General features: G+C 49.1%; 20 protein-coding genes. 14 read left to right on the plus strand and 6 right to left on the minus strand.

Annotated features, from left to right (window positions below; translation table 11 throughout):
- Positions 1-165 precede the first annotated feature (165 nt).
- Positions 166-555, plus strand: a complete 390-nt coding sequence (locus I1H34_RS04685; protein ID WP_212664569.1) for a hypothetical protein — start codon at positions 166-168, stop codon at positions 553-555.
- On the opposite strand, the gene I1H34_RS04690 is transcribed toward I1H34_RS04685, so the two are convergent.
- Positions 556-1,110 (minus strand): hypothetical protein, encoded by a 555-nt coding sequence (locus I1H34_RS04690; protein WP_212664570.1) that lies wholly within the window; start codon positions 1,108-1,110, stop codon positions 556-558. It lies immediately after the preceding gene.
- Positions 1,111-1,184: 74 nt separating this feature from the next.
- Positions 1,185-1,316 (minus strand): hypothetical protein, encoded by a 132-nt coding sequence (locus I1H34_RS32705; protein ID WP_255800735.1) that lies wholly within the window; start codon positions 1,314-1,316, stop codon positions 1,185-1,187.
- A 140-nt stretch (positions 1,317-1,456) separates the two neighbouring features.
- Between I1H34_RS32705 and I1H34_RS04695 the strand changes: the two genes are divergently transcribed.
- The 6 genes from I1H34_RS04695 (at position 1,457) to ffh (ending at position 8,991) form a co-directional block, all read left to right on the plus strand.
- A complete protein-coding gene (locus tag I1H34_RS04695; RefSeq protein ID WP_212664571.1) occupies positions 1,457-2,368 on the plus strand; it encodes a M23 family metallopeptidase in 912 nt (303 codons plus the stop codon).
- 99 nt (positions 2,369-2,467) lie between these two features.
- Complete coding sequence (gene crtA, locus I1H34_RS04700) at positions 2,468-3,994, plus strand: cyanoexosortase A (protein ID WP_212664572.1); 1,527 nt, start codon at positions 2,468-2,470, stop codon at positions 3,992-3,994.
- Positions 3,995-4,042: 48 nt separating this feature from the next.
- Complete coding sequence (hpsJ-A, locus tag I1H34_RS04705; protein ID WP_212664573.1) at positions 4,043-4,762, plus strand: HpsJ-like protein, cyanoexosortase A-associated; 720 nt, start codon at positions 4,043-4,045, stop codon at positions 4,760-4,762.
- 2 nt (positions 4,763-4,764) lie between these two features.
- Positions 4,765-6,162: an aminopeptidase P family protein gene (locus I1H34_RS04710; RefSeq protein WP_212664574.1), complete on the plus strand. Its 1,398-nt coding sequence runs from the start codon at positions 4,765-4,767 to the stop codon at positions 6,160-6,162.
- Between the two features lie 178 nt (positions 6,163-6,340).
- Positions 6,341-7,507, plus strand: a complete 1,167-nt coding sequence (locus I1H34_RS04715; protein WP_212664575.1) for a glycosyltransferase family 4 protein — start codon at positions 6,341-6,343, stop codon at positions 7,505-7,507.
- 53 nt (positions 7,508-7,560) lie between these two features.
- Positions 7,561-8,991 carry a signal recognition particle protein gene (gene ffh / locus I1H34_RS04720; RefSeq protein ID WP_212664576.1) on the plus strand — a complete coding sequence of 477 codons (1,431 nt, stop codon included), beginning with the start codon at positions 7,561-7,563 and terminating at the stop codon, positions 8,989-8,991.
- Positions 8,992-9,084: 93 nt separating this feature from the next.
- Here the strand turns inward: ffh and I1H34_RS04725 are convergent, their stop codons facing one another.
- Entirely contained in the window at positions 9,085-9,525 is a 441-nt protein-coding gene (locus tag I1H34_RS04725; RefSeq protein ID WP_212664577.1) for a GNAT family N-acetyltransferase, read from the minus strand.
- 15 nt (positions 9,526-9,540) lie between these two features.
- Positions 9,541-10,167, minus strand: coding sequence for an RraA family protein (locus I1H34_RS04730; protein ID WP_212664578.1), 627 nt, complete (start codon positions 10,165-10,167; stop codon positions 9,541-9,543).
- A 316-nt stretch (positions 10,168-10,483) separates the two neighbouring features.
- Here I1H34_RS04730 and I1H34_RS04735 point away from each other — a divergent pair, with 316 nt between their 5' ends.
- The 3 genes from I1H34_RS04735 (at position 10,484) to I1H34_RS04745 (ending at position 12,324) form a co-directional block, all read left to right on the plus strand.
- Complete coding sequence (locus I1H34_RS04735) at positions 10,484-11,611, plus strand: fatty acid desaturase family protein (protein ID WP_212664579.1); 1,128 nt, start codon at positions 10,484-10,486, stop codon at positions 11,609-11,611.
- Position 11,612: 1 nt separating this feature from the next.
- Complete coding sequence (locus I1H34_RS04740; protein ID WP_212664580.1) at positions 11,613-11,846, plus strand: hypothetical protein; 234 nt, start codon at positions 11,613-11,615, stop codon at positions 11,844-11,846.
- Positions 11,847-11,940: 94 nt separating this feature from the next.
- The gene (locus I1H34_RS04745) at positions 11,941-12,324 is read left to right on the plus strand and encodes a hypothetical protein (protein ID WP_212664581.1); all 384 of its coding nucleotides are present in this window, start codon (positions 11,941-11,943) and stop codon (positions 12,322-12,324) included.
- A 299-nt stretch (positions 12,325-12,623) separates the two neighbouring features.
- On the opposite strand, the gene I1H34_RS04750 is transcribed toward I1H34_RS04745, so the two are convergent.
- Complete coding sequence (locus I1H34_RS04750) at positions 12,624-13,550, minus strand: DMT family transporter (RefSeq protein WP_212664582.1); 927 nt, start codon at positions 13,548-13,550, stop codon at positions 12,624-12,626.
- Between the two features lie 432 nt (positions 13,551-13,982).
- On the opposite strand from I1H34_RS04750, the gene I1H34_RS04755 reads away from it, so the two are divergent.
- The 3 genes from I1H34_RS04755 to I1H34_RS04765 all read left to right on the plus strand — a co-directional run bounded on the left by I1H34_RS04755 (position 13,983) and on the right by I1H34_RS04765 (position 15,594).
- On the plus strand, positions 13,983-14,285 hold the full coding sequence (locus tag I1H34_RS04755; protein ID WP_212664583.1) for a hypothetical protein: 303 nt from the start codon (positions 13,983-13,985) through the stop codon (positions 14,283-14,285).
- A gap of 138 nt (positions 14,286-14,423) precedes the next feature.
- Positions 14,424-14,639, plus strand: a complete 216-nt coding sequence (locus I1H34_RS04760; protein ID WP_212664584.1) for a hypothetical protein — start codon at positions 14,424-14,426, stop codon at positions 14,637-14,639.
- Positions 14,640-15,132: 493 nt separating this feature from the next.
- Positions 15,133-15,594 (plus strand): hypothetical protein, encoded by a 462-nt coding sequence (locus I1H34_RS04765; protein ID WP_212664585.1) that lies wholly within the window; start codon positions 15,133-15,135, stop codon positions 15,592-15,594.
- Between the two features lie 290 nt (positions 15,595-15,884).
- On the opposite strand, the gene mfd is transcribed toward I1H34_RS04765, so the two are convergent.
- On the minus strand, positions 15,885-19,379 hold the full coding sequence (gene mfd / locus I1H34_RS04770; protein ID WP_212664586.1) for a transcription-repair coupling factor: 3,495 nt from the start codon (positions 19,377-19,379) through the stop codon (positions 15,885-15,887).
- Positions 19,380-19,793: 414 nt separating this feature from the next.
- Here mfd and I1H34_RS04775 point away from each other — a divergent pair, with 414 nt between their 5' ends.
- The gene (locus I1H34_RS04775) at positions 19,794-20,462 is read left to right on the plus strand and encodes a TetR/AcrR family transcriptional regulator (protein WP_212664587.1); all 669 of its coding nucleotides are present in this window, start codon (positions 19,794-19,796) and stop codon (positions 20,460-20,462) included.
- The last annotated feature ends 79 nt before the right edge of the window (positions 20,463-20,541 follow it).

A 20,541-nucleotide genomic window follows, 5' to 3' on the forward strand; every position in this document is an offset into this window, starting at 1 on the left:
GGGTATGAAAAAGGTTAAAAAATAGGAAAGCTCATTGCATTCTAGAAAATAATTCGAGAACCTGTAATGGGTCCGTTGCGTTTAATGACTCATCCTTCAAGGCTGAGAGTTAACCGACTACTATGTAAATGAATGCAGCTCTAGTTTAAGCTGAGGAGCCCCCTAGTGAATCTGAATCAATCCCAGCGTTTTTCCGCTGGCTTATCTGCGATTCGGTCTTGGTTGACCTTTGTGATCATCGTGGTCTTGTTAGGATCGATTGGCCTAGGCTGGGTGCTGAAATCGTTATTGGTCTTATTTGGCTTGATCTTGGTGACGCCTGTGGTCCTATTTGTGGGGCTGCGCTGGTGGTTGAGTCGCAACTTAATTCAGGGCACCTGTCCCTCCTGTGGCAATCCCCTGACTGGGCTAAAAAATACCCAGACCACTTGCCCCTTCTGTGCCCAATCTGTAGCCGTCGAGAACGCTAACTTTCAACGTCCGTCCGAGCCGGGAACGATTGATGTCCAGGCGGTGGATGTGACCAGTAAAACCCTTGAGTCGTCCCAGGACTGACTAGGGGACAAAGCGCGGGTCGCTATTTTGACAAGTTACCGTGGTGGGATCGAGGTTAATCAGGGCTTCCCTAGAAAAGTCGATGGCCCAGGCCCGTGTGGTGGTTAATGCTTGTGAGTCTTCTCGAACGATAGCAAAGATAGCCTGTCGGTCTTCATCGGTCTGATGGCAGCCTTGACTAAGGGCGAGTTCATCCTGGTGCAGTTTCGATAAGGGTTTAACTTGGACAATTTTCCAAACGGCCTTCTGTGTTTTGGTGTAGCGGACGAGCCGTTGGAGGAAAAAGTACGATCCGTCTTTGCGATCGCAAACCACGCTGCCATATTCGTATCGTCCCTGCTTCCCCAATAGGGCATCGGCATAGCCTTGGCAAAATTCGTCAGGAAGTTCTGTATATTCTTTCCCTTGCCAGGCATGGGTACAAGCCTGGACCGGTGATAGTCCCAAGGTCAGTAGACTCAGGATTCCGATTTGGCAACATTGCCCCACTCTAGGCAGTGTAGGTAACCCATGGTTCGCCAATGCGTTTAGCCTAACCCTCGATTGATGAATCATGTCTCTTTTGTACAAATCACCCGTGTATGACCAACTTTCACTTTCAATGTTGAGATACCCTTGCAGTCAAAACATTACTGGTCATAGCTCCCTGAGTCAAAGTTCTTCGGGGCAAGAGATCGCTTTTTACCTAAATCGGGGAAAACTAGGTATAGGGATGATTTCAGGGTTTTAGCTTTATTCTGTCGACGAAAAATTTCGATCATACCCCTGTTCCCTTAACCCGATGACGGCTTCAGATTGTTAAGGACTCGGTTGAATGCCGGGAATGAACTCGTTTACGCCATTTCATCAGCCATTTCGTCCTCTTTCTGCAAGAATTCCCCCCTAGGAGCAATTAGTGATCATGCGGCGCCATCAAGATAAAATCAGAGTGGGTGAAGTCCTACTGCAAAAAGGGCTGATCAGTTCAGCTCAATTGCGTGATGCGTTAGCCACTCAAGGAGCCAGCCATCTAAAGCTGGGGGAAATTTTAGTTCAACAGGGGGTTGTCACTCCCAAGCAAGTCCGTCAAGCCCTGAATGAGCAGCTCTGGCGCAATGTGATTGCCACATGCGTGTTAACCGCTAGTACGCTTCTTCCTAACTTGCCCAAAGTAGCCGCTCAATTACCAGAAGTGGCCGATCAGCGTCGCCACCAGGGTCCCCTGCTTTCCCAAAATGATATCGGCGGGGGCGAGCCCGCCACGGGAGGCACTACTGCTTCCCCTGCATCCTCAGAGATTTACTATCCAGCCTTTGTGGAAGTGCCTTTGGCTAAGCGAGCTTCAGTGGACTCACCCCTCAAAGGCTTTTGTCATCCTCTCAATGGCCAAGGCTGGTTGAGTCAAGGCATTCGGGGCAGAACCCACCGAGGCCGGATGGAATATGCCTATGATTTAGCCACCAGCATTGGCACGCCTGTGTATGCCATGCGGGCAGGAAAAGTGATTGCCGTTCAGGATAAATACCCCGATATCGGCGGGGGCAAGGAAAATATTTCTCGCTTCAATTATGTTTGGATTGAGCATGATGAAGGGTATCGTTCCGTCTATGTGCATTTGCAGCAGGGATTCCGCCGCAAAGTCTCGATCAAATCTGGAGACCGCGTCAAGGCGGGGCAGTTGATTGGCTATAGCGGTAATTCGGGCTGGAGCACTGGACCGCACCTCCATGTAGAAGTGCAGAAGCCCCATAAGAAACGTAAGTTTACGAAAACTGTACCCTTTAAAATTTCAGGGGCTTGTCATAATAACCAACTTGCCCGGACGGCAAAATAGTTGGATTTATAGGGAAATCTCCCCAGTTGGGGCAGATGTGTTTATCATTGACTCTGAATTAAGTGGGATTGACTTATCCCCCAGTCTGTCACTGTCCTTATGAATCCCTTTAGTCTTTGGCAACGGTACAAACTGGCCCAACGTCCTGAGCTGTGGCTGGGAGTCATTGCTGTGAGTTTGGCCCTTCTCAACTTGAGCTTGGCTTGGATTCATACCCGGAATGCGGATCTGGTCGCCATTATGGGTCTCTGCTGGGGTATTGTCGCCTATTCAATTTGGACACGACGCCAGACTTTCCCCCTAGGCAGTGAACCCTATTCAACGGCTGCCGGCTGCCTACTGCTGGCCTGGGCCGGGTATAAAAGCTGGGTGATGCCCGACTACGATTCGTTTATTCGGATTCAGCCCTTTCTCTTTTGTTTGGGTTGGGGTCTATTGGCGTCCAGGGCCAAACAGTTGGGTACCTACCGCAGAGAGCTGAGTGTTTTGTTGGTCTTAGCCTTACCCGAAGGGATTTTGGCCCAATGGGCCGAGCAAGTGATTAACATCAGCGAAGTGGCGGCTCAATCCACCACGGCGATGCTCTGGTACTTAGGGGTTGAGGTGAAGCGCCAAGGGGTGTTTGTTCTCCTCCCTGGGGGCGGCATTGAGGTCTATCGAGGCTGCTCGGGACTCAAAGCCATGCTAGAGCTCCTGAGACTATCCCTGATCTTCCTGGTGATGGTGCCCACCCGTGGATGGGAGAAGCTGATCGTGCCTTGTGTGGGGGTCGGCCTGGCCTATGGAGTGAATGTGATTCGCTTAGGCATCATGACCCTCTTGGCCGCGTCCGACTATCAAGATGCCTTTCACTATTGGCATGAAGGGGAAGGCTCAAATATCTTTCCTATACTGGCTATGCTGATCTTTGCTGGCTTTTGTGTCTTCCTTTTACATCGCAAAGAGACGCCAAAGACGAGTAGCCCTCCGTATCCCCCAGGGACCCTGCCTCGATGGCGGTTACTGACCTTTGCCTCAGTGCTGGCGGGAACGCTAGTAGTCCAAGCCGGAACGCTGTGGCAGGCCATGACCCTGGATCGTCAATCCTTTCGGTTTCCCCAACAGGTGCCTCTGAAACAGGCAACCCTGAATCGCAGCCAGGCTCGTCCGGGACAAAAAGGACATGCCTATTCCGAAATCCTGGCTCAACATCAATATCAATATCAATTTCAAGGCCAGGATCTTCGAATTGACATGAGCTATGTGACGGGCACCACGGGGGATTTGCTTCGATTCCTAGAGAATTATCCCATCGCCGATCAAGCGCTGCAGCCTCTGCCTAAGCCGCAAGTGCGTCAGCAAGGCGCCAACTACTACGCCGTCTATACCCATGGTGACCGAGCTTACTTAAGTGCCTGTTTGGATCCAGGAGGATTAGCGACGGTGGAAGAAGGGCATTTTATTCACAATTGGAATAGCCATTGGTATTTGTTAGGTCGAGACTATATTGATGATCGCTGTCTGTGGACTCATCTGTCGGTGCCCTTGAATCAACAGCCCCCTCAGCAAGCTTTCTCTGTTTTGGAATCGAATTGGTTATCCTGGCAGGAATGGTGGCGAAATCGCATTCCTAACCTGAGTCTTTAGCAAGTGAGGCGGCCTATCTGCCCTGTACTGTACGAGAACTGACTATCCATGGCAAAACAACAACCTGCTGCATCCCCATCATCGACGTCTGCACCGCCCAGTAAGAATCAGTGGCTGTCTACCTTTGTATTGCGGATCGCAGGCTATGCTCTGCTGCTATTGACCTTAGTGGATACCCTGGCCATTCTCATTCCACCCCAGTTGCTCGATCCAGCCTGGGAATTAGAAACCATTGGCAGCTTGGTGGAGCGTTCTCCCGTTCCCCTGATTGGGTTTGCCTTGGTTGCCTCCGGGGGGCGTCGGTTTCGCCAGTCCCTGGATCGGTTTTGCTTTCAGGGGATACCGACTTTAGCGATTATCATTGGCCTGATTTATTGCCTGATGATTCCTTTAGGGATTTCCGATAGCCTCCGTTTAGGAAAGCAAAACCAGACCACGAGTGCAACCTTGGTGAAACAAGCGGCGGATATTAAAAGTTTGGAGCAGCGGTTGAGTGCTGCCCCGGCAGCGGAAGTGGCAGAATGGGCGCAAAAGTTTCAGCCGCAGCTGGCGGAAGGGCGGGATCAAGAAACGGTTAAGGCCGGAGTCTTAGGGCAACTCAAATCGAATTTGATTAGCTTGCAGGCCCAGATCAATCGAGCTTCTGGGCAACCCACCCAACTCCGCAAGCAGACGATCAAGTGGTTAGTTGGTGCTTTGATTGCGGGGCTGTCTTTTCTCTATATTGGCAATACGGCCCGTAAATTTCCGAATGTGAGAACGAGGTAAGGGTGTTAACCCCCATAGAACAGTCTTGTTTACGCCATAGACGCCATCAGCTAGGACAGCAGTTCGAGGGGCAGGCCCTGCTCTGGTCTGGGGTTGCTCCCTTTCGAAACTTTGCCGCCAATCATTTCCCCTTTCGAGCCAGTAGTCATTTTTTGTACTTTGCTGGATTGCCCCTACACAATGCAGTGATTGGTTTAGAGGGAGGCCAGCTCACCTTGTTTTGGGATGAGCCCCACCCTGATGCCGCCCTCTGGCATGGTCCGAGTCTGAGTCGAGGCGAAATGGCGGATCAGATCGGGGCTGAAACTTACTTGCCTCTATCTGCAGTCCCTACTTGGGCGCAACAGGCAGCAACCTTACCTGCGCTCTCTGCCGATACCCGTCAACAACAAATAGAGGGGTTGGGGCGTCCAGTCCCTGCCATCACCTCTCAAGGGAGTCAGGATGAGGGAGGCAATCGAGATCGTCACCTCGCTGCTGCTGTGATTCAATTGCGCTTACAGCAGGATGGATTTGCCCTTGACCAGCTGCAGCAAGCCGCCGACATTACGGTTGCGGCCCATTTGCAAGGGATGAGGTCTACCCTGAACCACGCTTCAGAAGCAGCTATTCGGGCTGAAATTGAAGCGGTGATGATGGCGCATCAATGCCCGACGGCCTATGCCAGTATCGTCACAGTTCAAGGGGAAATTCTCCATAATGACGCCTATCCCCATGCCTTGGCACCCGGTGATCTACTGCTAGTGGATGCTGGGGCAGAAACGCCCTTAGGCTGGGCTGCAGATGTCACCCGCACTTGGCCGGTATCGGGGCATTTCTCGTCTACCCAGCGCGATGTGTATGACATTGTGCTTGCGGCTCATGATGCTTGTATTGCTGCCATCAGACCTGGGGTCGAATTCCGCGATCTGCATCTGTTGGCGGCCCAGACCATTGCCTCGGGCCTCGTCGATATCGGTATTCTCAAGGGCCAGCCTGAAGTGCTGGTGGAGCGGGATGCCCATGCTCTGTTCTTCCCCCATGGAATTGGTCACTTACTGGGGCTGGATGTTCACGATATGGAAGATTTAGGAGATTTGGCGGGCTATGGGGCTGGGAGACAGAGATGCGATCGCATGGGGCTACGCTACCTCCGGCTAGATCGACCCTTACGTCCTCAGATGCTGGTCACCATTGAACCGGGCTTTTACCAAATTCCGGCCCTCCTCAATCACCCAGACCTACGCCAACAGTATCGAGATTGCGTTAATTGGGATCGCCTGGCCCACTTTGAGGATGTTCGGGGGATTCGGATTGAAGATGATGTGCTAGTCACGGCAGAAGGCTGTCAGGTCTTAACGTCGGCTTTACCCACTCAAGGGGCTGAAGTGGAAGCCTGTGTGCAAGGCTCAACGTCTTAATCGATAAGACTTTACCCTCCATTCACTTACAGCCGGGGTATGGGTTCTCCTAGAAAGCAGTTCTAAACATTCCGACTTCCTGGTACTTTGAGAAGAAGGCCTAAGGGCCAAACCGTATTCTGGAACACCAGACCATCTTCTGTGATGTTCCTTTGCTCCTTTCGATGCAACTGTATCCATGCGAATTGCCTTTTTTACTGAAACCTTCCTGCCTAAGGTAGATGGAATCGTCACCCGCCTCTGTCATACGGTTGCCCATTTACAACAAGACGGTCATCAAGTTTTAGTCTTCTCACCCGATGGTGGCATTACAGAATATAAGGGAGCCCAAGTTCATGGCGTTTCTGCCTTTCCGCTCCCCCTCTATCCTGAACTCAAATTAGCGTTACCTCGCCCCTCCATTGGAGATGCCCTAACTCGGTTTCAGCCTGATCTGGTTCATGTGGTCAATCCGGCGGTTCTGGGGGTGGCTGGATTATTTTTCAGTAAGATGAACCGCATCCCTTTAGTGGCGTCTTACCATACCCACTTACCCCACTATTTGAAGTACTACGGCTTGGGTATGTTTGAAGGGGTGTTGTGGGAAATGCTCAAAGCGGGCCATAATCAGGCCCTCTTAAACCTCTGTACCTCTAATGCCATGGTGGAAGAGCTGGGTGAACAGGGCATTGAACGTCTGGCCCTGTGGCAGCGAGGGGTTGATATTGACACGTTTCAACCTGAGTTAGCCTCGGCAGATATGCGGATGCTGCTCAGTCAAGGGAACCCAGAAGCGCCCTTGCTACTCTATGTGGGCCGACTCTCCGCAGAGAAAGAAATTGACCGCATCAAGTTGATTTTGGATGCCATGCCGAACGCTCGCCTCGCTTTGGTGGGGGATGGTCCCTATCGGCAAGATCTGGAGAAGCATTTCGCGGGCACAAAAACCTATTTTGCTGGGTATATGTCTGGCAAAACCTTGGCCTCGGCCTTTGCCTCAGCAGATTGCTTTATGTTCCCCTCTCGAACTGAAACCTTAGGGTTGGTGCTCCTGGAAGCAATGGCAGCGGGATGTCCTGTGGTGGCCGCTCGATCCGGCGGAATTACCGATATCGTCGAAGATGAGGTAAACGGATATCTGTTTGACCCCAACAGTGACCAAGATTTTGTTCAAGTGACCCAACGCTTACTCAATAATTCGGATGAGCGGGAAACCATTCGCCACAATGCCCGAGCAGAAGCAGAGCGATGGGGCTGGGCCGCAGCAACTCGGCAACTGGAAGGCTATTACCAGGCAGTCCTAGAGAAACAGTCCACATCTAGCGTGACGAGGCCCCCTTCTTCTGCCACTGTCTCGTCTAAGTAGCGGCGTCTACCGCTCCTATGTCAAAATAATTATCTGCAAATAGGTAACCCGCTATGTTTGAAGCCCTATCAGATCGGCTTGAATCCGCCTGGAAAACCCTTCGGGGTCAGGCTAAAATTTCGGAGTCGAACATTCAGGACGCCCTAAAAGAAGTTCGGCGAGCGCTCTTGGAAGCGGATGTTAATTTACAAGTCGTTAAAGATTTTATTGAAGAGGTGCGGGAAGCGGCCTTAGGGGCCGAGGTGATCACGGGGGTGCAGCCGGATCAGCAATTTATCAAAATTGTCCATGATCAGCTGGTCGAGATTATGGGGGCGACGAATGAGCCCTTAGCTGAGTCTAATAAGCCGCCTACCGTGATTTTAATGGCGGGTTTACAGGGGACCGGTAAAACCACGGCAACGGCCAAACTCGCCCTGCATTTACGCAAACAAGAGCAGACTTCCTTGCTGGTGGCAACGGATATCTATCGACCCGCAGCCATCGACCAGTTGGTGACCCTGGGTGAGCAGATTGATGTACCGGTCTTTCAACTGGGAACAGATGCTAACCCCGTTGAAATTGCTCGCCAAGGCCTAGCAGCGGCTCGTGAGCAAAAGGTAGATACGGTGATTGTGGATACGGCCGGTCGTCTGCAAATTGACCCAGAAATGATGTCTGAGCTGGCGGACATTAAAAAAGCCATCAAGCCGGACGAGACCTTGCTGGTCGTCGATGCCATGACCGGTCAGGAAGCGGCAAACCTGACCCAGACCTTCCATGACCAGATTGGCATTACCGGCGCCATCCTGACCAAGATGGATGGTGATACTCGCGGGGGTGCAGCCCTCTCGATCCGCCAGATTTCCGGTAAGCCCATTAAGTTTGTCGGGGTTGGGGAAAAAGTTGAGGCGTTGCAGCCCTTCTATCCTGATCGAATGGCATCCCGAATTTTGGGGATGGGAGATGTCCTCACCCTGGTGGAGAAAGCTCAAGAAGAGTTTGACATCGCCGATGCGGAGAAGATGCAGAAGAAGATCATGGAGGCTCAGTTTGACTTCACTGATTTTCTCAAGCAAATGCGCTTGCTCAAAAATATGGGATCTCTGGGTGGGGTGATGAAGCTCATCCCCGGCATGAATAAAATCTCCAACTCTCAGCTCCAGGAAGGTGAAACCAAGCTGCAGCAGACGGAAGCGATGATCAACTCCATGACCAAGGAGGAACGCAAGAATCCCCAGTTGCTCTCTAACTCTCCGAGTCGTCGTCGCCGGATTGCTAAGGGCTCTGGCTATACGCAAAACGATGTTGGCAAGTTAGTAACTGAGTTCCAACGCATGCGATCCATGATGCAGCAGATGGGACAAGGACAAATGCCCGGTATGTCTCCTGCGGGTGGAGGGAACCCGATGATGGGCGGTGGTCGCCCTAGCCCAGGCGGCTGGCGTGGCGGTATGGGTAAGAAGAAGAAGAATAAAAAGAAAAAAGGGTTTGGTGATTTGTAGGGGATGCGATGCAAGCTTGCGATCTCAAGTCCGCGTCAACTACTAACATCGCCCAAATGCCCTGGTAGAGGTTTGGTTTGGTCTTTTGGATATTTACAGGGTTAACGCAAAGTGGTTGAAGGTCTGATCTAGCTGATAGCCCAAGGATTCATACAGGGCTTGGGCTTCAGTATTGGTCTTTTCAGTGGCCAATGCTAATCGTATGGCTCCTGTTTCTCGGCCATAATCTGCGGCTGCCTGCATCAGTTGCGTAGCAATGCCTTGTTGGCGATGGGAGGGAAGCACGAATAAATCATTCAAAATCCACACTCGCCCCATAGAAGCGGAAGAAAAACTGGGGTAGAGCTGGGTGAACCCCACGCCACTGCCATTATCCAAGGCTAGAAAAATGGTGGAGTCCTGATTGCGAAATCGGTTAGCTATAAACTGTTCGGCCCCGTGGAAGTTGGAGAGCTGGTGGTAGAACACTCGGTAGTGGTCAAATAGCATGGCCACGTCAGCAAGATGGTCTATATTGGCCAACACGATATTCATGAGTAGCAACCCAGATTAGTTTTCGGTAAAGCCTTTCTCTAAGAGGATTCTAGCAATTTTAGCTTGGTGAGTTGTTTCCCATTCTTCTATGGATTGAGATGCGTCTTTGACGGTTCTTTGGTAGGCGATCTCATAGACAGAGGCTTGGTCAGCCACTGGAATAACGGCAATTCCTTCTTCATCTGCCACCACAATATCCTGGGGATGAATGTGGACTCCACCACAATGAATAGGTCCACCTAGGGTTCCCAAGGTTTTTTTGACCCCAGGGATAGGAATCACCCCTCTAGCAAAAACGGGGAATTGGGCTGCTCGAACTTCGGCAACATCTCTGATCACACCATCGACGACAAAACCTGCAATTTGTCTTTTTTGGGCAATGGCACAGACATTGCCGCCTGAAACGGCATAGTCTACGTTACCTGTTTCGACGACAATGACACTTCCGGGTGGGGCGCGGTAAATCGCTGCATGAAGCATCAGATTGTCGCCGGGTGGACAGCGGACTGTATAGGCGGGTCCTGCAATTCTCGGAATTTGAGGCCAGATTTCTGTGATGCCAATATCCATAAACTGTTCGCGGCTTAACGCATCAGCATAGGCGGTAGGCGATAATTCTCGGAATTTGGAATAGTTAGTCATTGATGTGCTGAACCTACTTAAGCCTTCTATTGGGTGGGATGACTGTGGGACTCAGTTTATTTTGTGATTCAACCGTTCTGCCAATCCCCGACCTGGCCCCTATTTCTGACAAATTTCAGGACTATCTATTAGAATAGACAGCGTGCTTGAATTGTTGCTCACCAATCTCTAGAAATTCTTCACCTTAAGGTTTTCGCAGATTTTTTGTGCCGCTGACTTTCAGCATTAGGTATGAGTGCAAAAAATTTCTGACAGCACTCCTTCACCTGCATCTAGTGACAGGTGAAATGTTTCCCATTCATTACTGTAGAATTGCATGACTTCAGTTCCCCTCTCATCTGCTGCTTCTGATGTAAAGCAGAATCAACCTGATGCGTTAATATCGCATGCTGACTATGTTAAACAGTTACGCCCTTTATTGCCCGATGAAGCATTTGCCCCCGATCTGAACAAAATTTGGTTTATTTTGATCAATTTAGCCATGCTAGCGGTTGGTTGGGCTATTGCCAGCTATATGGATCAATGGCAATGGTATTGGTTATGGCTATATTTGCCTATTTCCCTGGTGATGGGTAATAGCGTTATTGTGTTGCTCTTTAGCTGTCATGACTTAATGCATGGAAGTGGTATCAGGCATTCAAGGCTATTTCGTCTAGTTAGCTTTTTGGGACTGTCTATGTTGTGGATGCCACCTACACTTTGGCGTGCGGTCCATAACCGGGAACACCACCGCAATACCAATTCTGATATTGACCCAGATCGCAACTATCTCTACAATCAGCCGAATACTTGGGGTAAATGGATCCAGGATCGATTTGTGCCGTCTAATGAAGTCAGTCCCTTGGGGTTAATCGTTGGTATGGGCCATGCTTGGGGTGTTCATGCTCTTAGGAATATGACGTCTGTGGTGTTATTCAACCGCAAAGACGTGGATTATGTACCCGCAGCATTTACGGTCAGCCGTCGAGAGCGATGGGCGATTGCCAGAGAAGTTATTCTCATTTGCCTTGTCCATTTAGGTATCATGGCTAGTCTGAATTTTGATCCGGTTAAATTGGTATTCAGTTATTTTCTACCCATTTGGATTGGTTATGCAGGAGCGCTGTTTTATATCTACACGAATCATATGTTGTCACCCATGACGGCCATTAATGATCCGCTAGTGAATAGTGTTTCCCTGAAGGTTCCTAAGATATTTGATGTGCTGCATTTCAATTTTTCGTACCATACGGAGCACCACCTTTTTCCCGGAATGAATTCTGATTATTACCCGCTTGTGCAGGAGTTGCTACTGAAGCTCTATCCTGAGCGCTTTCATTTACTTCCTGCGGGTCAAGTGTGGAAATTAATGTTGGAAACACCCAGACATTACGAAGATGAAAAGACTTTTACTACTTGGTCCGGTGAAGAGTCTATGACCTGTCCTTTGACGCTTGATCCCTAGGATGTCAAGGTTATGGGAAAAGTTAGATCAGGTACGGGTTGAGAATAGGCTTCGAGCTTTGATTGATTTAGGGCAGACCCTTGAAGATGCCTTACGGATTGTGCGAGAAGAGGAAAATATTGGGATGATGCATCTTTGGCCCGCGGTAGAAAGTGTTGCCCAAGTCAAGGCTCGTGAGGCAAAGCGCATAGTGATACGGGTTTTCCGGCCTCACTCTGATTTGGGATCACCTTAGGAGTTAGACCATCAGGGCTAACATCAAAATGAAGAAGATATTGATAGTGTGTCTTTTCGTATTGGCTGGGTGCCGACCAAGCGTGGAAAAGCGGATGAGATCTAGCGGTTCAACTGTTCTACGTAATCCAAGAGAGAAGGCTATTTTTGACTATTTCTATGCATTGCGAGAGCGGCGTTATGAGGACGCCTATCAACTTCGTGCCTTGCACCTTAGCTCGTCTCTTCCTTCCTCCCAGGATTTCTTGTATTTCAAGAAAACCCATCAGGAGAAGCATGAATCTTTGGCAACTCAAATTACCGTTGGTGGGGAAGAAAGAGGGTATGGAGATGGTCCCTGTGAATGCGTTTATACCGTTTACGCTGTTGAACCAGGACATACCACTTTAGTGAGTGGTATGGTCAGCACCCATTCAAAACCTGGTCAACCTGAAGTGTGCCTGATTGGCTATAATTCTGCGTTTGGCTTTTCTCCTTAGAGGCATCTCTTATAGCGATTGAGATTGATGCATCCATCTGTTCAGAAGAAAGAACTGATCAGAAGAAAGAACTGATTACCAAACTAGCAAAGCAGTTGGTCATAGAAGCTCTGTCGATTGTGCACCAGTTTGATCATCCCTGCAATCAGATGTATGCTTTTGCGTTGATGACTCCTGCTGAGGGGACAGGTATTGGGGTTGCGATCGCAACTAAACAAACCTGAGCAATAGTCGCTCAATCCTATCTTCAAAGGCTATCAGGCACAACAGGCGATACGCTGGCCTTACTATGCCTGAGTCTACTTCTTCTTTTCCCGACTGAGCAACGCCACACTAAAAGTGACTAAAATAACGCCGAGAATTTGGAGTGGATTGAGGGTTTCTTGAATGGCAAACCAAGCCAAGACAACTGTTAATGCTGGATTGGTAGCCCCGATGATAGATGCCGTGGTGGCCCCAATCAGACGAATGCCCATATTGTTGAGCAGGTGACCACTGGACGTGGCAATGGCAGACAACAAGCCCCCGATCCATAATGGTCCCCACTCAATTGCCTCAGGCTGCGTCCAGAACAGCAAGCTTATGCAGGACAAGACCAGCGTGACCGCGAAGCTAATCCAGGTATAGGGAACAGGATGAACCTGCTCAAAGCTTTTTTGAGCGAGAACCGTATAGATGGCATAGGCAACCCCAGATGCAATCCCTAATCCAACCCCCAACGCATTGGCCGTTAGTCCAGTTTGGGGAACGGTAAGAGCACTGCCGAACAGGACTAATCCCATCACCATCCAGCGAAATCGGGAAGGTGCATCGCCAAAGAAGTACCAGGAGAGGAGAGCCGTAAAAACGGGAAAGGTGAAAAATAAGGTTAAGGCGATTCCAGTGGGAATCAAGCCCACAGAAAAATAGAGGAGTGCTAGGTAGAGATACATAAATACTCCCCCTAACAGCGATCGTATGAGATCAGGACGATTCTGCTTTTGACTCAGCTTTTTTAAATCCCACCAAAGCGCCGGATAAAACAATGGGGTCATGGCCGATACCAACGGCACCACCAGGACCATCCGCATTGCCATTAACAAAAAAGAGTTAGGGAGAGAAGGGACAACGAATCCTCCTGTTTGTAGCAGGCCAGCAACGGTATATTCGTTAAACAGAATGCGGACGATAACGTTCTGAAAACAAAAGAAGACTGCGCCCAGTAAGACGATCAGAAAACCAATCATACTCTGGGGTCACTCATAAATCTGCCGCTACTAAGGTTTTGTTGATTTTAGGTAAGGCAGCATTCATGTTTTACAAACAATCAATGGGGTTACGAAAGGGATGATCAAAATTTATTCTTGAGAATAGTTTTGCAGGGGATTTTTCTGAATACTATTTGTATCGTTTTATAGGTATAACACATAGAAAATCTACAAAATAAATCTATGAAGTCTTTATGAGAAAGTGAGCTCAATAAAATTCTTTTAGATAATATGAAAGCCTAAAATAATGATGAAAAGCTGGGCAGTAATCTTTGATGGCTGAATGGCTCTAGAAAAACTCATATATTCCTCATAAAAACTCATTTGATCTTCAGGCTCCCCTTATCCCACTTCTCTTAACTGTATAAGTGTAGGTTTTTAACCGACCCATTGATTTCTGGAGTTCTGTGTATGAAAGTCAAATATCTAGCATTACTGGCATCTACCTCTATGTTGACTGTTGGGGTCGCTACAACGACTCTAATTTCTCCCCCAACCCATGCTAATCCTTGCGCTGCAGCTGCCGTGGATAATCCCTGTGCTGCCAAGAACCCCTGTGCTGCTAAAGACCCTTGTGCTGCTAAGAATCCCTGTGCTGCTAAAGACCCTTGTGCTGCTAAGAATCCCTGTGCTGCCAAAGATCCTTGTGCCGCTAAGAATCCTTGTGCTGCCAAAGATCCTTGTGCTGCCAAAAAAAATTGGAAACGCTATTAATTAATATGCAGTCATGAGGATGCTAAAAGTGCAGAAATATCTCTTGCTTGTGTAAGTATCTTCAAGTTTTTGAGTTGTCAGTCACAGCTGTTTGTTAATACTAAGTTGTGGCTGATACATTATTTTGGAGAACAATCCGTGAACCCCAATACTCTGGCTAAAATCTCCTTATCTTCTATCGTACTTTTGGGTACGGCTTCTACATTATCTTCCATTGCTCACCCTGGAGGAATAGCGGTTGCTAATCCAGTCTCTGAATCCACTTCCCTAGCTGCTGCAATTTTTTCGGAGAAAGGGATTGCCATTCGTGGAACGGAGCCAGTGGCATATTTTGCAGAGGGACGTTCTAGCTAGGGGGTTCAAGACTATGCTTAGAACATTAACCTTTTCCTCAAGGTGATATTGTTAGCCCTAACCTGCTTCCACTAAAGCTTTTTTGACTTCAGGCAAGGCACTCTTCATTTTGCCTAGCCAGCCGATCAGGCTTTCCCATTGGCGATCAGCTTTCATGACACCAAGGCTCCGCACCGTCACCTTGCCTGGGAAGAATACGAACCGCGATCGCAAATATTTAACAAGTTTTCTGGCGTTTGCATGAAGTCGGCACTGATTCAGAGCAAAGAAGCTTGAAAACTTTATGGAGTGGAGATTATCATTCTTGAGATTCCTAAAAATGACTTCCTAATTACAGCAAACTACTGGATAATATGCCCTATGGTTGGAGTTATTCGACTTTCGCTTGATAATACTCTTATCTCGGATTTATACAGTTATTGGCGGATAATACCCTCTCAACAGGAGTTATCAGCCGTTATCCATATAATTAATAGTTATTTCTCCATAAAATATGCCACGGAGAAAACAATTTAAAAGCATCGCAGATAATATAAATCAATGGATACTGAGTAGAAATTTCGATGCTCAAGGATATTGGGCTGTTGGAAAGCTGTACAAGTTTTCTGAAGAAAAAAGCACAAGAAAAGTAGTTTTGGATTTGAAATTGAACACAATAACTCCAGAGTCCAAGGATGGAGAATTTAGTGCTGTTATTAAAGAAATTTCCCAACTGCTCCATCGAAGCATGAAGTCAAATAAGATGCCAGAATACTGGTTACAAGAAGCCACAGTAACGTTTAGCTTCAACGTATCTTATCAGGCTAAATATCATTACTGGGGTTCAGCTCTTGGTCAACCATTCATTTGCTCGATTTACATAAAAACAGATCTCGGAAGGGTCTATATCCGTGAAAATGGATGTAATTGTTGGATTCATGACCCTAAAAAAGAATTACGTCGTTATGGATTCTAAAAATATTTGTCAGAGCAGAGCTAGAGACGCTTTAAACTTTTTTTGCATTTATCCTGTATTGGAGTCATGCTGGTTAAACCATGTGAGCCTTTTACTTAAATTGGTTGATCATCTTTCGCCTATAAAGTCTTGTCAGTCTGTGCTGTAGTCTAACCATGGCATGCAGGCAGGACTCTCAAATCATGCTCTTGGTCAACGCATATTAAAATAATTCTCGTGCCCCTGATGCCGAGCCGTTATGCTGTGGATGTCAGGCAATTAACCTATTGCTCAGGGTGATAACCTTAGCTCTAAACTGCTTCCACTAAAGCTTTCTCGATTTCAGGTAAGGCCCCCTTCATCTTGCCGAGCCAGTCGATCAGGCTTTCCAATTGGCGGTCGGCTTTCATGACGCCGAGGCCCCGTACCGTCACTTTTCCGGGGAAGTATACGAAACGCGATCGCAAATGTTCAGGTAAGTTTTCCTTCAAAAGTTTAAAGGCAGGTTCTTCCATCGGCGTTTCCAGCATTACATGTTGTTTATCCTCTGGTTTGATGCGCGAGAACCCTAAGGATTTCGCCACCTGTTTCAGCTCCATAATCCGCAAAAGCTGTTGGGCCGAATCGGGAATCGGACCATAGCGATCGTTCCAGTCCACAGCGGTTTGGGTAAGGTCGGCTTTTGTCTCTGCCGAGGCCACCGCTCGATAGGCACTCATCTTTTGATCTAAATCGGTGATGTAATCGGCAGGGATAAAGGCGGTTAGGTTGAGATCCACCTGCGCTTCGTCCACCTGCGGGATTTCTTGGCCGCGAATTTCATTAATGGACTCGTCCAGCATTTCCATATACAGATCAAAGCCGATGGCCTCCATTTGCCCTGACTGTTCTGCCCCTAGCAAATTACCGACGCCGCGAATTTCCATATCCCGAACCGCTAACTGGTAGCCGGACCCGAGCTGGCTAAATTCTTGCAAAGCCCGGAGTCGCTTGCGAGCCTTCTCCGTTAGAGAACTTTGATTGGGATAAAACAACCAGGCATGGGCTTGAATCCCGGCCCGACCCACCCGACCTCGAAGCTGATAGAGCTGGGAGAGGCCAAACTTTTGGGCATCTTCAATCAAAATCGTATTCACTCGGGGAATATCCAGGCCCGATTCAATAATGGTGGTACAGACCAGGATCTCGGCATCGCCATTGCTAAAGGTCAGCATGGTTGCTTCTAGCTCCCCTTCCACCATTTGACCGTGGGCAATGGCAATTCGGGCACTGGGCACCATTTCCCGCAGCTTACCTGCGACTTCTTCGATGCCTTCCACTCGGGGCACCACATAGAAAATCTGTCCCCCTCGGTCTAGTTCTTGGCGCACGGCACTACGGATCGATTCCGAGTCGTAGGGAGAAAGATGGGTTTTGATCGGACGGCGAGAAGGAGGCGGGGTGGTAATCAGGCTCATTTCTCGAACGCCAGACAGGGCCATATATAGAGTTCGAGGGATAGGCGTAGCGCTGAGGGTGAGAACATCTACTTGGGTTTTCAGGGTTTTGATTTTCTCTTTTTGGTTGACCCCAAACCGCTGTTCTTCGTCGATGACGAGTAGGCCCAGGTCTCGGAAATTCACACTCTTGCCCAGCAGTTGATGGGTGCCAACGACAATATCTAGCTCTCCAGTTTTGAGACGATTTTGGACATCTTTCCGTTCTTCGGCACTGCGAAATCGGTTGAGAAGGCCAATTTGAATGGGGTAGGGGGCAAATCGTTCTTTCAGAGTGTGGTAATGCTGCTGGGTCAGAATGGTTGTAGGTGCGAGGAAAGCCACCTGTTTACCTGCGGTCACTGCTTTGAATACAGCACGGGTTGCAACTTCGGTTTTACCAAATCCAACATCACCACAAACGAGTCGATCCATGGGGCGAGGATTTTCCATATCCCGTTTGACATCTTGGGCAGCTTTAAGCTGATCGGCAGTGGGCTGATAAGGGAAAGAGTCTTCCATCTCTTCTTGCCAAGGCTGATCGAGGGGAAAGGTAAATCCCTCCTGCTGGGCTCGCTGGGCATAGAGCTTGAGCAGATCTACCGCCAGCTTTTTAATGGCCTTGCGAACCTTATTCTTGGTTTTCTCCCAGGCTTTCCCAGACATTTTATTGAGCTGGGGACGACCTTCGCCGGTATTGCGGAATCGAGATAAGGTGCCCAACTGATCCGCCGCTACCCGCAAAGTGCCATCGGCGTATTGCAATACCAAATATTCACGGGTTTCGTGATTTAGAGTCAGGCTCTCTAACTTGAGGAACTTGCCAATCCCGTGATTGCGATGGACGACAAAATCCCCAGGCTGGAGTTTATTGGGGTCGACCTGTTTAGACGTTGCCCGCCGTCGCTTGCGAATATAGGTGGGAGTCGCTAGGGTATGCTGACCGAAAAATTCCCGGTCTGTAATTACCACCGTGCGGAAGGTGGGCAGCACAAAGCCTTCTAGTTCAGCTAACCCGGAATACTTGAGGGCAACGGGGGTGCGCTGCTCCTGCAGTTTGTCGATGGCAAGGAAATCTTTGGGGTTAGGGACAAACTGGGCGGGGCAGTCATGCTCCTGCAACAGGGCCACGGAACGAGAGGGCTGAGCCGAGATTAGCCAGATACTGAATTTGCGATCGCGCTCCCCCCTAATCGTCTCCGCCAACTTGCCAAACTGGTGAGGCACCGCAGGTACCGTCCGACTGGACAGGTTTAAGCCCCCTTTCTCCTCTGCCAACTCCGACAGAAATATCCGCTCAAACACTTCAATTTGTTCTAGTGCGGCCTCAAAATTCTGGTGCACCTTGGGTAATGGAGTGTCTGGTAGACTGACGGACTCCCATTGCTCTTGGGCATGTTCCACCCAGCGGTTGCTGTGGGGCAGACATTGATTGGGCTCATCGACCACCACCAATGTATTCTCTGGCAGGTAATCCAATAGAGAAGCAGGTGTCTCAAAGGCCATGCCTAGAAAACGCTGACTGCCTTCTAAGGTCCCGGTTTCTAATAGAGCCAGTTCTTCTTCGGTTAAGTAGGTTTTGACTTGGGTTTGCTGGGCCTCACTTAGGTTAGCTAAGGTGATTGGCGCAAAGCTAGTGGGGGTCAGGGTGAGCTTTTCACTACTATCTAAGGAGCGCTGACTAGTGGGGTCAAACTCCCGCATTTTGTCCAGCTCGTCCCCGAACCACTCCAAACGAATGGGCAGCTCGGAGGCCACGGGAAAGATATCGACAATGTCCCCCCGCCGACTCCATTGGCCTTCGGTTTCCACCAGGGATACCCGTTCATAGCCGAGTCGAGCTAACTTATCGCTCAGGGTTTTTAGGTCTAGCTCAATCCCGGATTCCAAACTTAAGCAATAGGGTTCGAAGACCTGCACGGGCGGCAAGTGGGGTTGTAAGGCCCGTTCCGTGGTCACAATCGCTAAGGGCTTAGCCTCTGGATTGGCATTCAGTTTTAGGGTCTCGGCCAAAACCTGCAATTGTCCCCAGATCATCTCGGATTCTCGATCTAAGGATTCATAGGGGGAAGCTTCTGAGGTGGGGTAAAAATAAACGGTCTGCCAGCCCATGGCTTCTAGCTGAGTGGCCCAGCGTCCGGCTTCTTCTAGGGTGGCGGTGACTACAAACAGATGCTGCTGTTGCTGTTGGGCTAGGGCAGAGGCGACCAGTCCCTTCGGCAAGCGAGGCACACCACATAAATCCAAGAACCGCTGCTCTTTCAATTTCAGCAGCAACTCTTCCGACAGGCGGGAACGCCCTAATGCTTGCACTATGGCAGAAAAACTCATGATTGCTTATTTCCCTGCTGCGATCGTCTGCAGCACCCTTTTTTTCAACGCTTCATCACACCATAGGATAGCAAGGTCAGGCAGGCCGTGCTCGATGATTTGCTGTGGTACAGATTCTTATGACTTATCTTTAGGGGATGTCAGTTAAGGTAAACCCCTAACATTTCTAGTACTTGTGGAATATCCACTAATGGCAATCGGACCAAGAGTTGTTTGCTGCCAATATTAGGAATTGATATTTTGCTCACTCCGACTACGCCGCTTCCTGAAACAACCTTAGAAGAGATGATGGGCCATAGTGCACATAATTACCCCGAAATTAGCATTGATAGGGCCAGTCAGATGCCCAACCCTCCATGCCAACGGACAAAATTTTCAAGTTATAATCAAGCCCAACATCATCTCACCTAAATTTTGAGTTCCTCCGTTCACCACCGCAAAGCCCAAGGCGAGCAAACCCGTAGAGCCATTTTGCAATGTGCCATGAATTTGGCTTCGGTCGATGGCCTGACCGGACTCTCCATTGGCGGTCTCGCTAAAGAATTGCAGATGAGCAAAAGTGGCTTGTTTGCCCATTTTGGGTCCAAAGAAGCGCTGCAACTAGCAGTCATTGAAGGGGCTCGTAATTTAGTGTTACGAGAAGTTGTCCGGCCTGCCCTACGCGCTCCCAAAGGTTTACCGCGTTTATGGTCTCTCTGCGAAGCCTGGCTGCATTATACGGAGCAGAAACTGTTTCGAGGGGGATGTTTTTTTGCCGCCACCTCTACTGAATTTAATAGTCGCCCTGGCCCCATTCGCGATCGCTTAGCCGAAATTATGGCTGAGCGCCAACAAACTTATGCCCGTCTGATTACGAGAGCACAACAGGCTGGAGATATTCATAATAGTGTTGATCCTGATCAGCTAGCTTACGAGCTAGATATGCTGCTATTCGGGACAAATTGGGCGTATCAACTGTATGGAGATGGGGATGTGATTATGCGATCGCAAAAAGCAATACATCATCGCTTAAGGTCGGTATGTACTCATCCAGAAGACTTTGAATTTGAGGTGACGCTACCATTGCCATCTGCAGGTCCCTAAGGGTGTTGGTTAGGAATTACAACTGGACTATCAGCAAGTTGTTGAGGAGAGCAGCTTGATGAAGCTTGACTGCTGCGCT

This window comes from Acaryochloris marina S15, from assembly GCF_018336915.1.
Classification (GTDB): Bacteria; Cyanobacteriota; Cyanobacteriia; order Thermosynechococcales; family Thermosynechococcaceae; genus Acaryochloris; species Acaryochloris marina_A.

Excerpts from the sequence above, each read along its gene's own strand:
- I1H34_RS04690 (WP_212664570.1), bottom strand. The coding sequence starts at position 1,110 with ATGATTCATCAATCGAGGGTTAGGCTAAACGCATTGGCGAACCATGGG.
- I1H34_RS32705 (WP_255800735.1), bottom strand. The coding sequence starts at position 1,316 with ATGATCGAAATTTTTCGTCGACAGAATAAAGCTAAAACCCTGAAATCA.
- I1H34_RS04695 (WP_212664571.1), top strand. The coding sequence starts at position 1,457 with ATGCGGCGCCATCAAGATAAAATCAGAGTGGGTGAAGTCCTACTGCAA.
- crtA (WP_212664572.1), top strand. The coding sequence starts at position 2,468 with ATGAATCCCTTTAGTCTTTGGCAACGGTACAAACTGGCCCAACGTCCT.
- hpsJ-A (WP_212664573.1), top strand. The coding sequence starts at position 4,043 with ATGGCAAAACAACAACCTGCTGCATCCCCATCATCGACGTCTGCACCG.
- I1H34_RS04715 (WP_212664575.1), top strand. The coding sequence starts at position 6,341 with ATGCGAATTGCCTTTTTTACTGAAACCTTCCTGCCTAAGGTAGATGGA.
- ffh (WP_212664576.1), top strand. The coding sequence starts at position 7,561 with ATGTTTGAAGCCCTATCAGATCGGCTTGAATCCGCCTGGAAAACCCTT.
- I1H34_RS04725 (WP_212664577.1), bottom strand. The coding sequence starts at position 9,525 with ATGAATATCGTGTTGGCCAATATAGACCATCTTGCTGACGTGGCCATG.
- I1H34_RS04730 (WP_212664578.1), bottom strand. The coding sequence starts at position 10,167 with ATGACTAACTATTCCAAATTCCGAGAATTATCGCCTACCGCCTATGCT.
- I1H34_RS04735 (WP_212664579.1), top strand. The coding sequence starts at position 10,484 with ATGACTTCAGTTCCCCTCTCATCTGCTGCTTCTGATGTAAAGCAGAAT.
- I1H34_RS04740 (WP_212664580.1), top strand. The coding sequence starts at position 11,613 with ATGTCAAGGTTATGGGAAAAGTTAGATCAGGTACGGGTTGAGAATAGG.
- I1H34_RS04745 (WP_212664581.1), top strand. The coding sequence starts at position 11,941 with ATGAGATCTAGCGGTTCAACTGTTCTACGTAATCCAAGAGAGAAGGCT.
- I1H34_RS04750 (WP_212664582.1), bottom strand. The coding sequence starts at position 13,550 with ATGATTGGTTTTCTGATCGTCTTACTGGGCGCAGTCTTCTTTTGTTTT.
- I1H34_RS04755 (WP_212664583.1), top strand. The coding sequence starts at position 13,983 with ATGAAAGTCAAATATCTAGCATTACTGGCATCTACCTCTATGTTGACT.
- I1H34_RS04765 (WP_212664585.1), top strand. The coding sequence starts at position 15,133 with ATGCCACGGAGAAAACAATTTAAAAGCATCGCAGATAATATAAATCAA.
- mfd (WP_212664586.1), bottom strand. The coding sequence starts at position 19,379 with ATGAGTTTTTCTGCCATAGTGCAAGCATTAGGGCGTTCCCGCCTGTCG.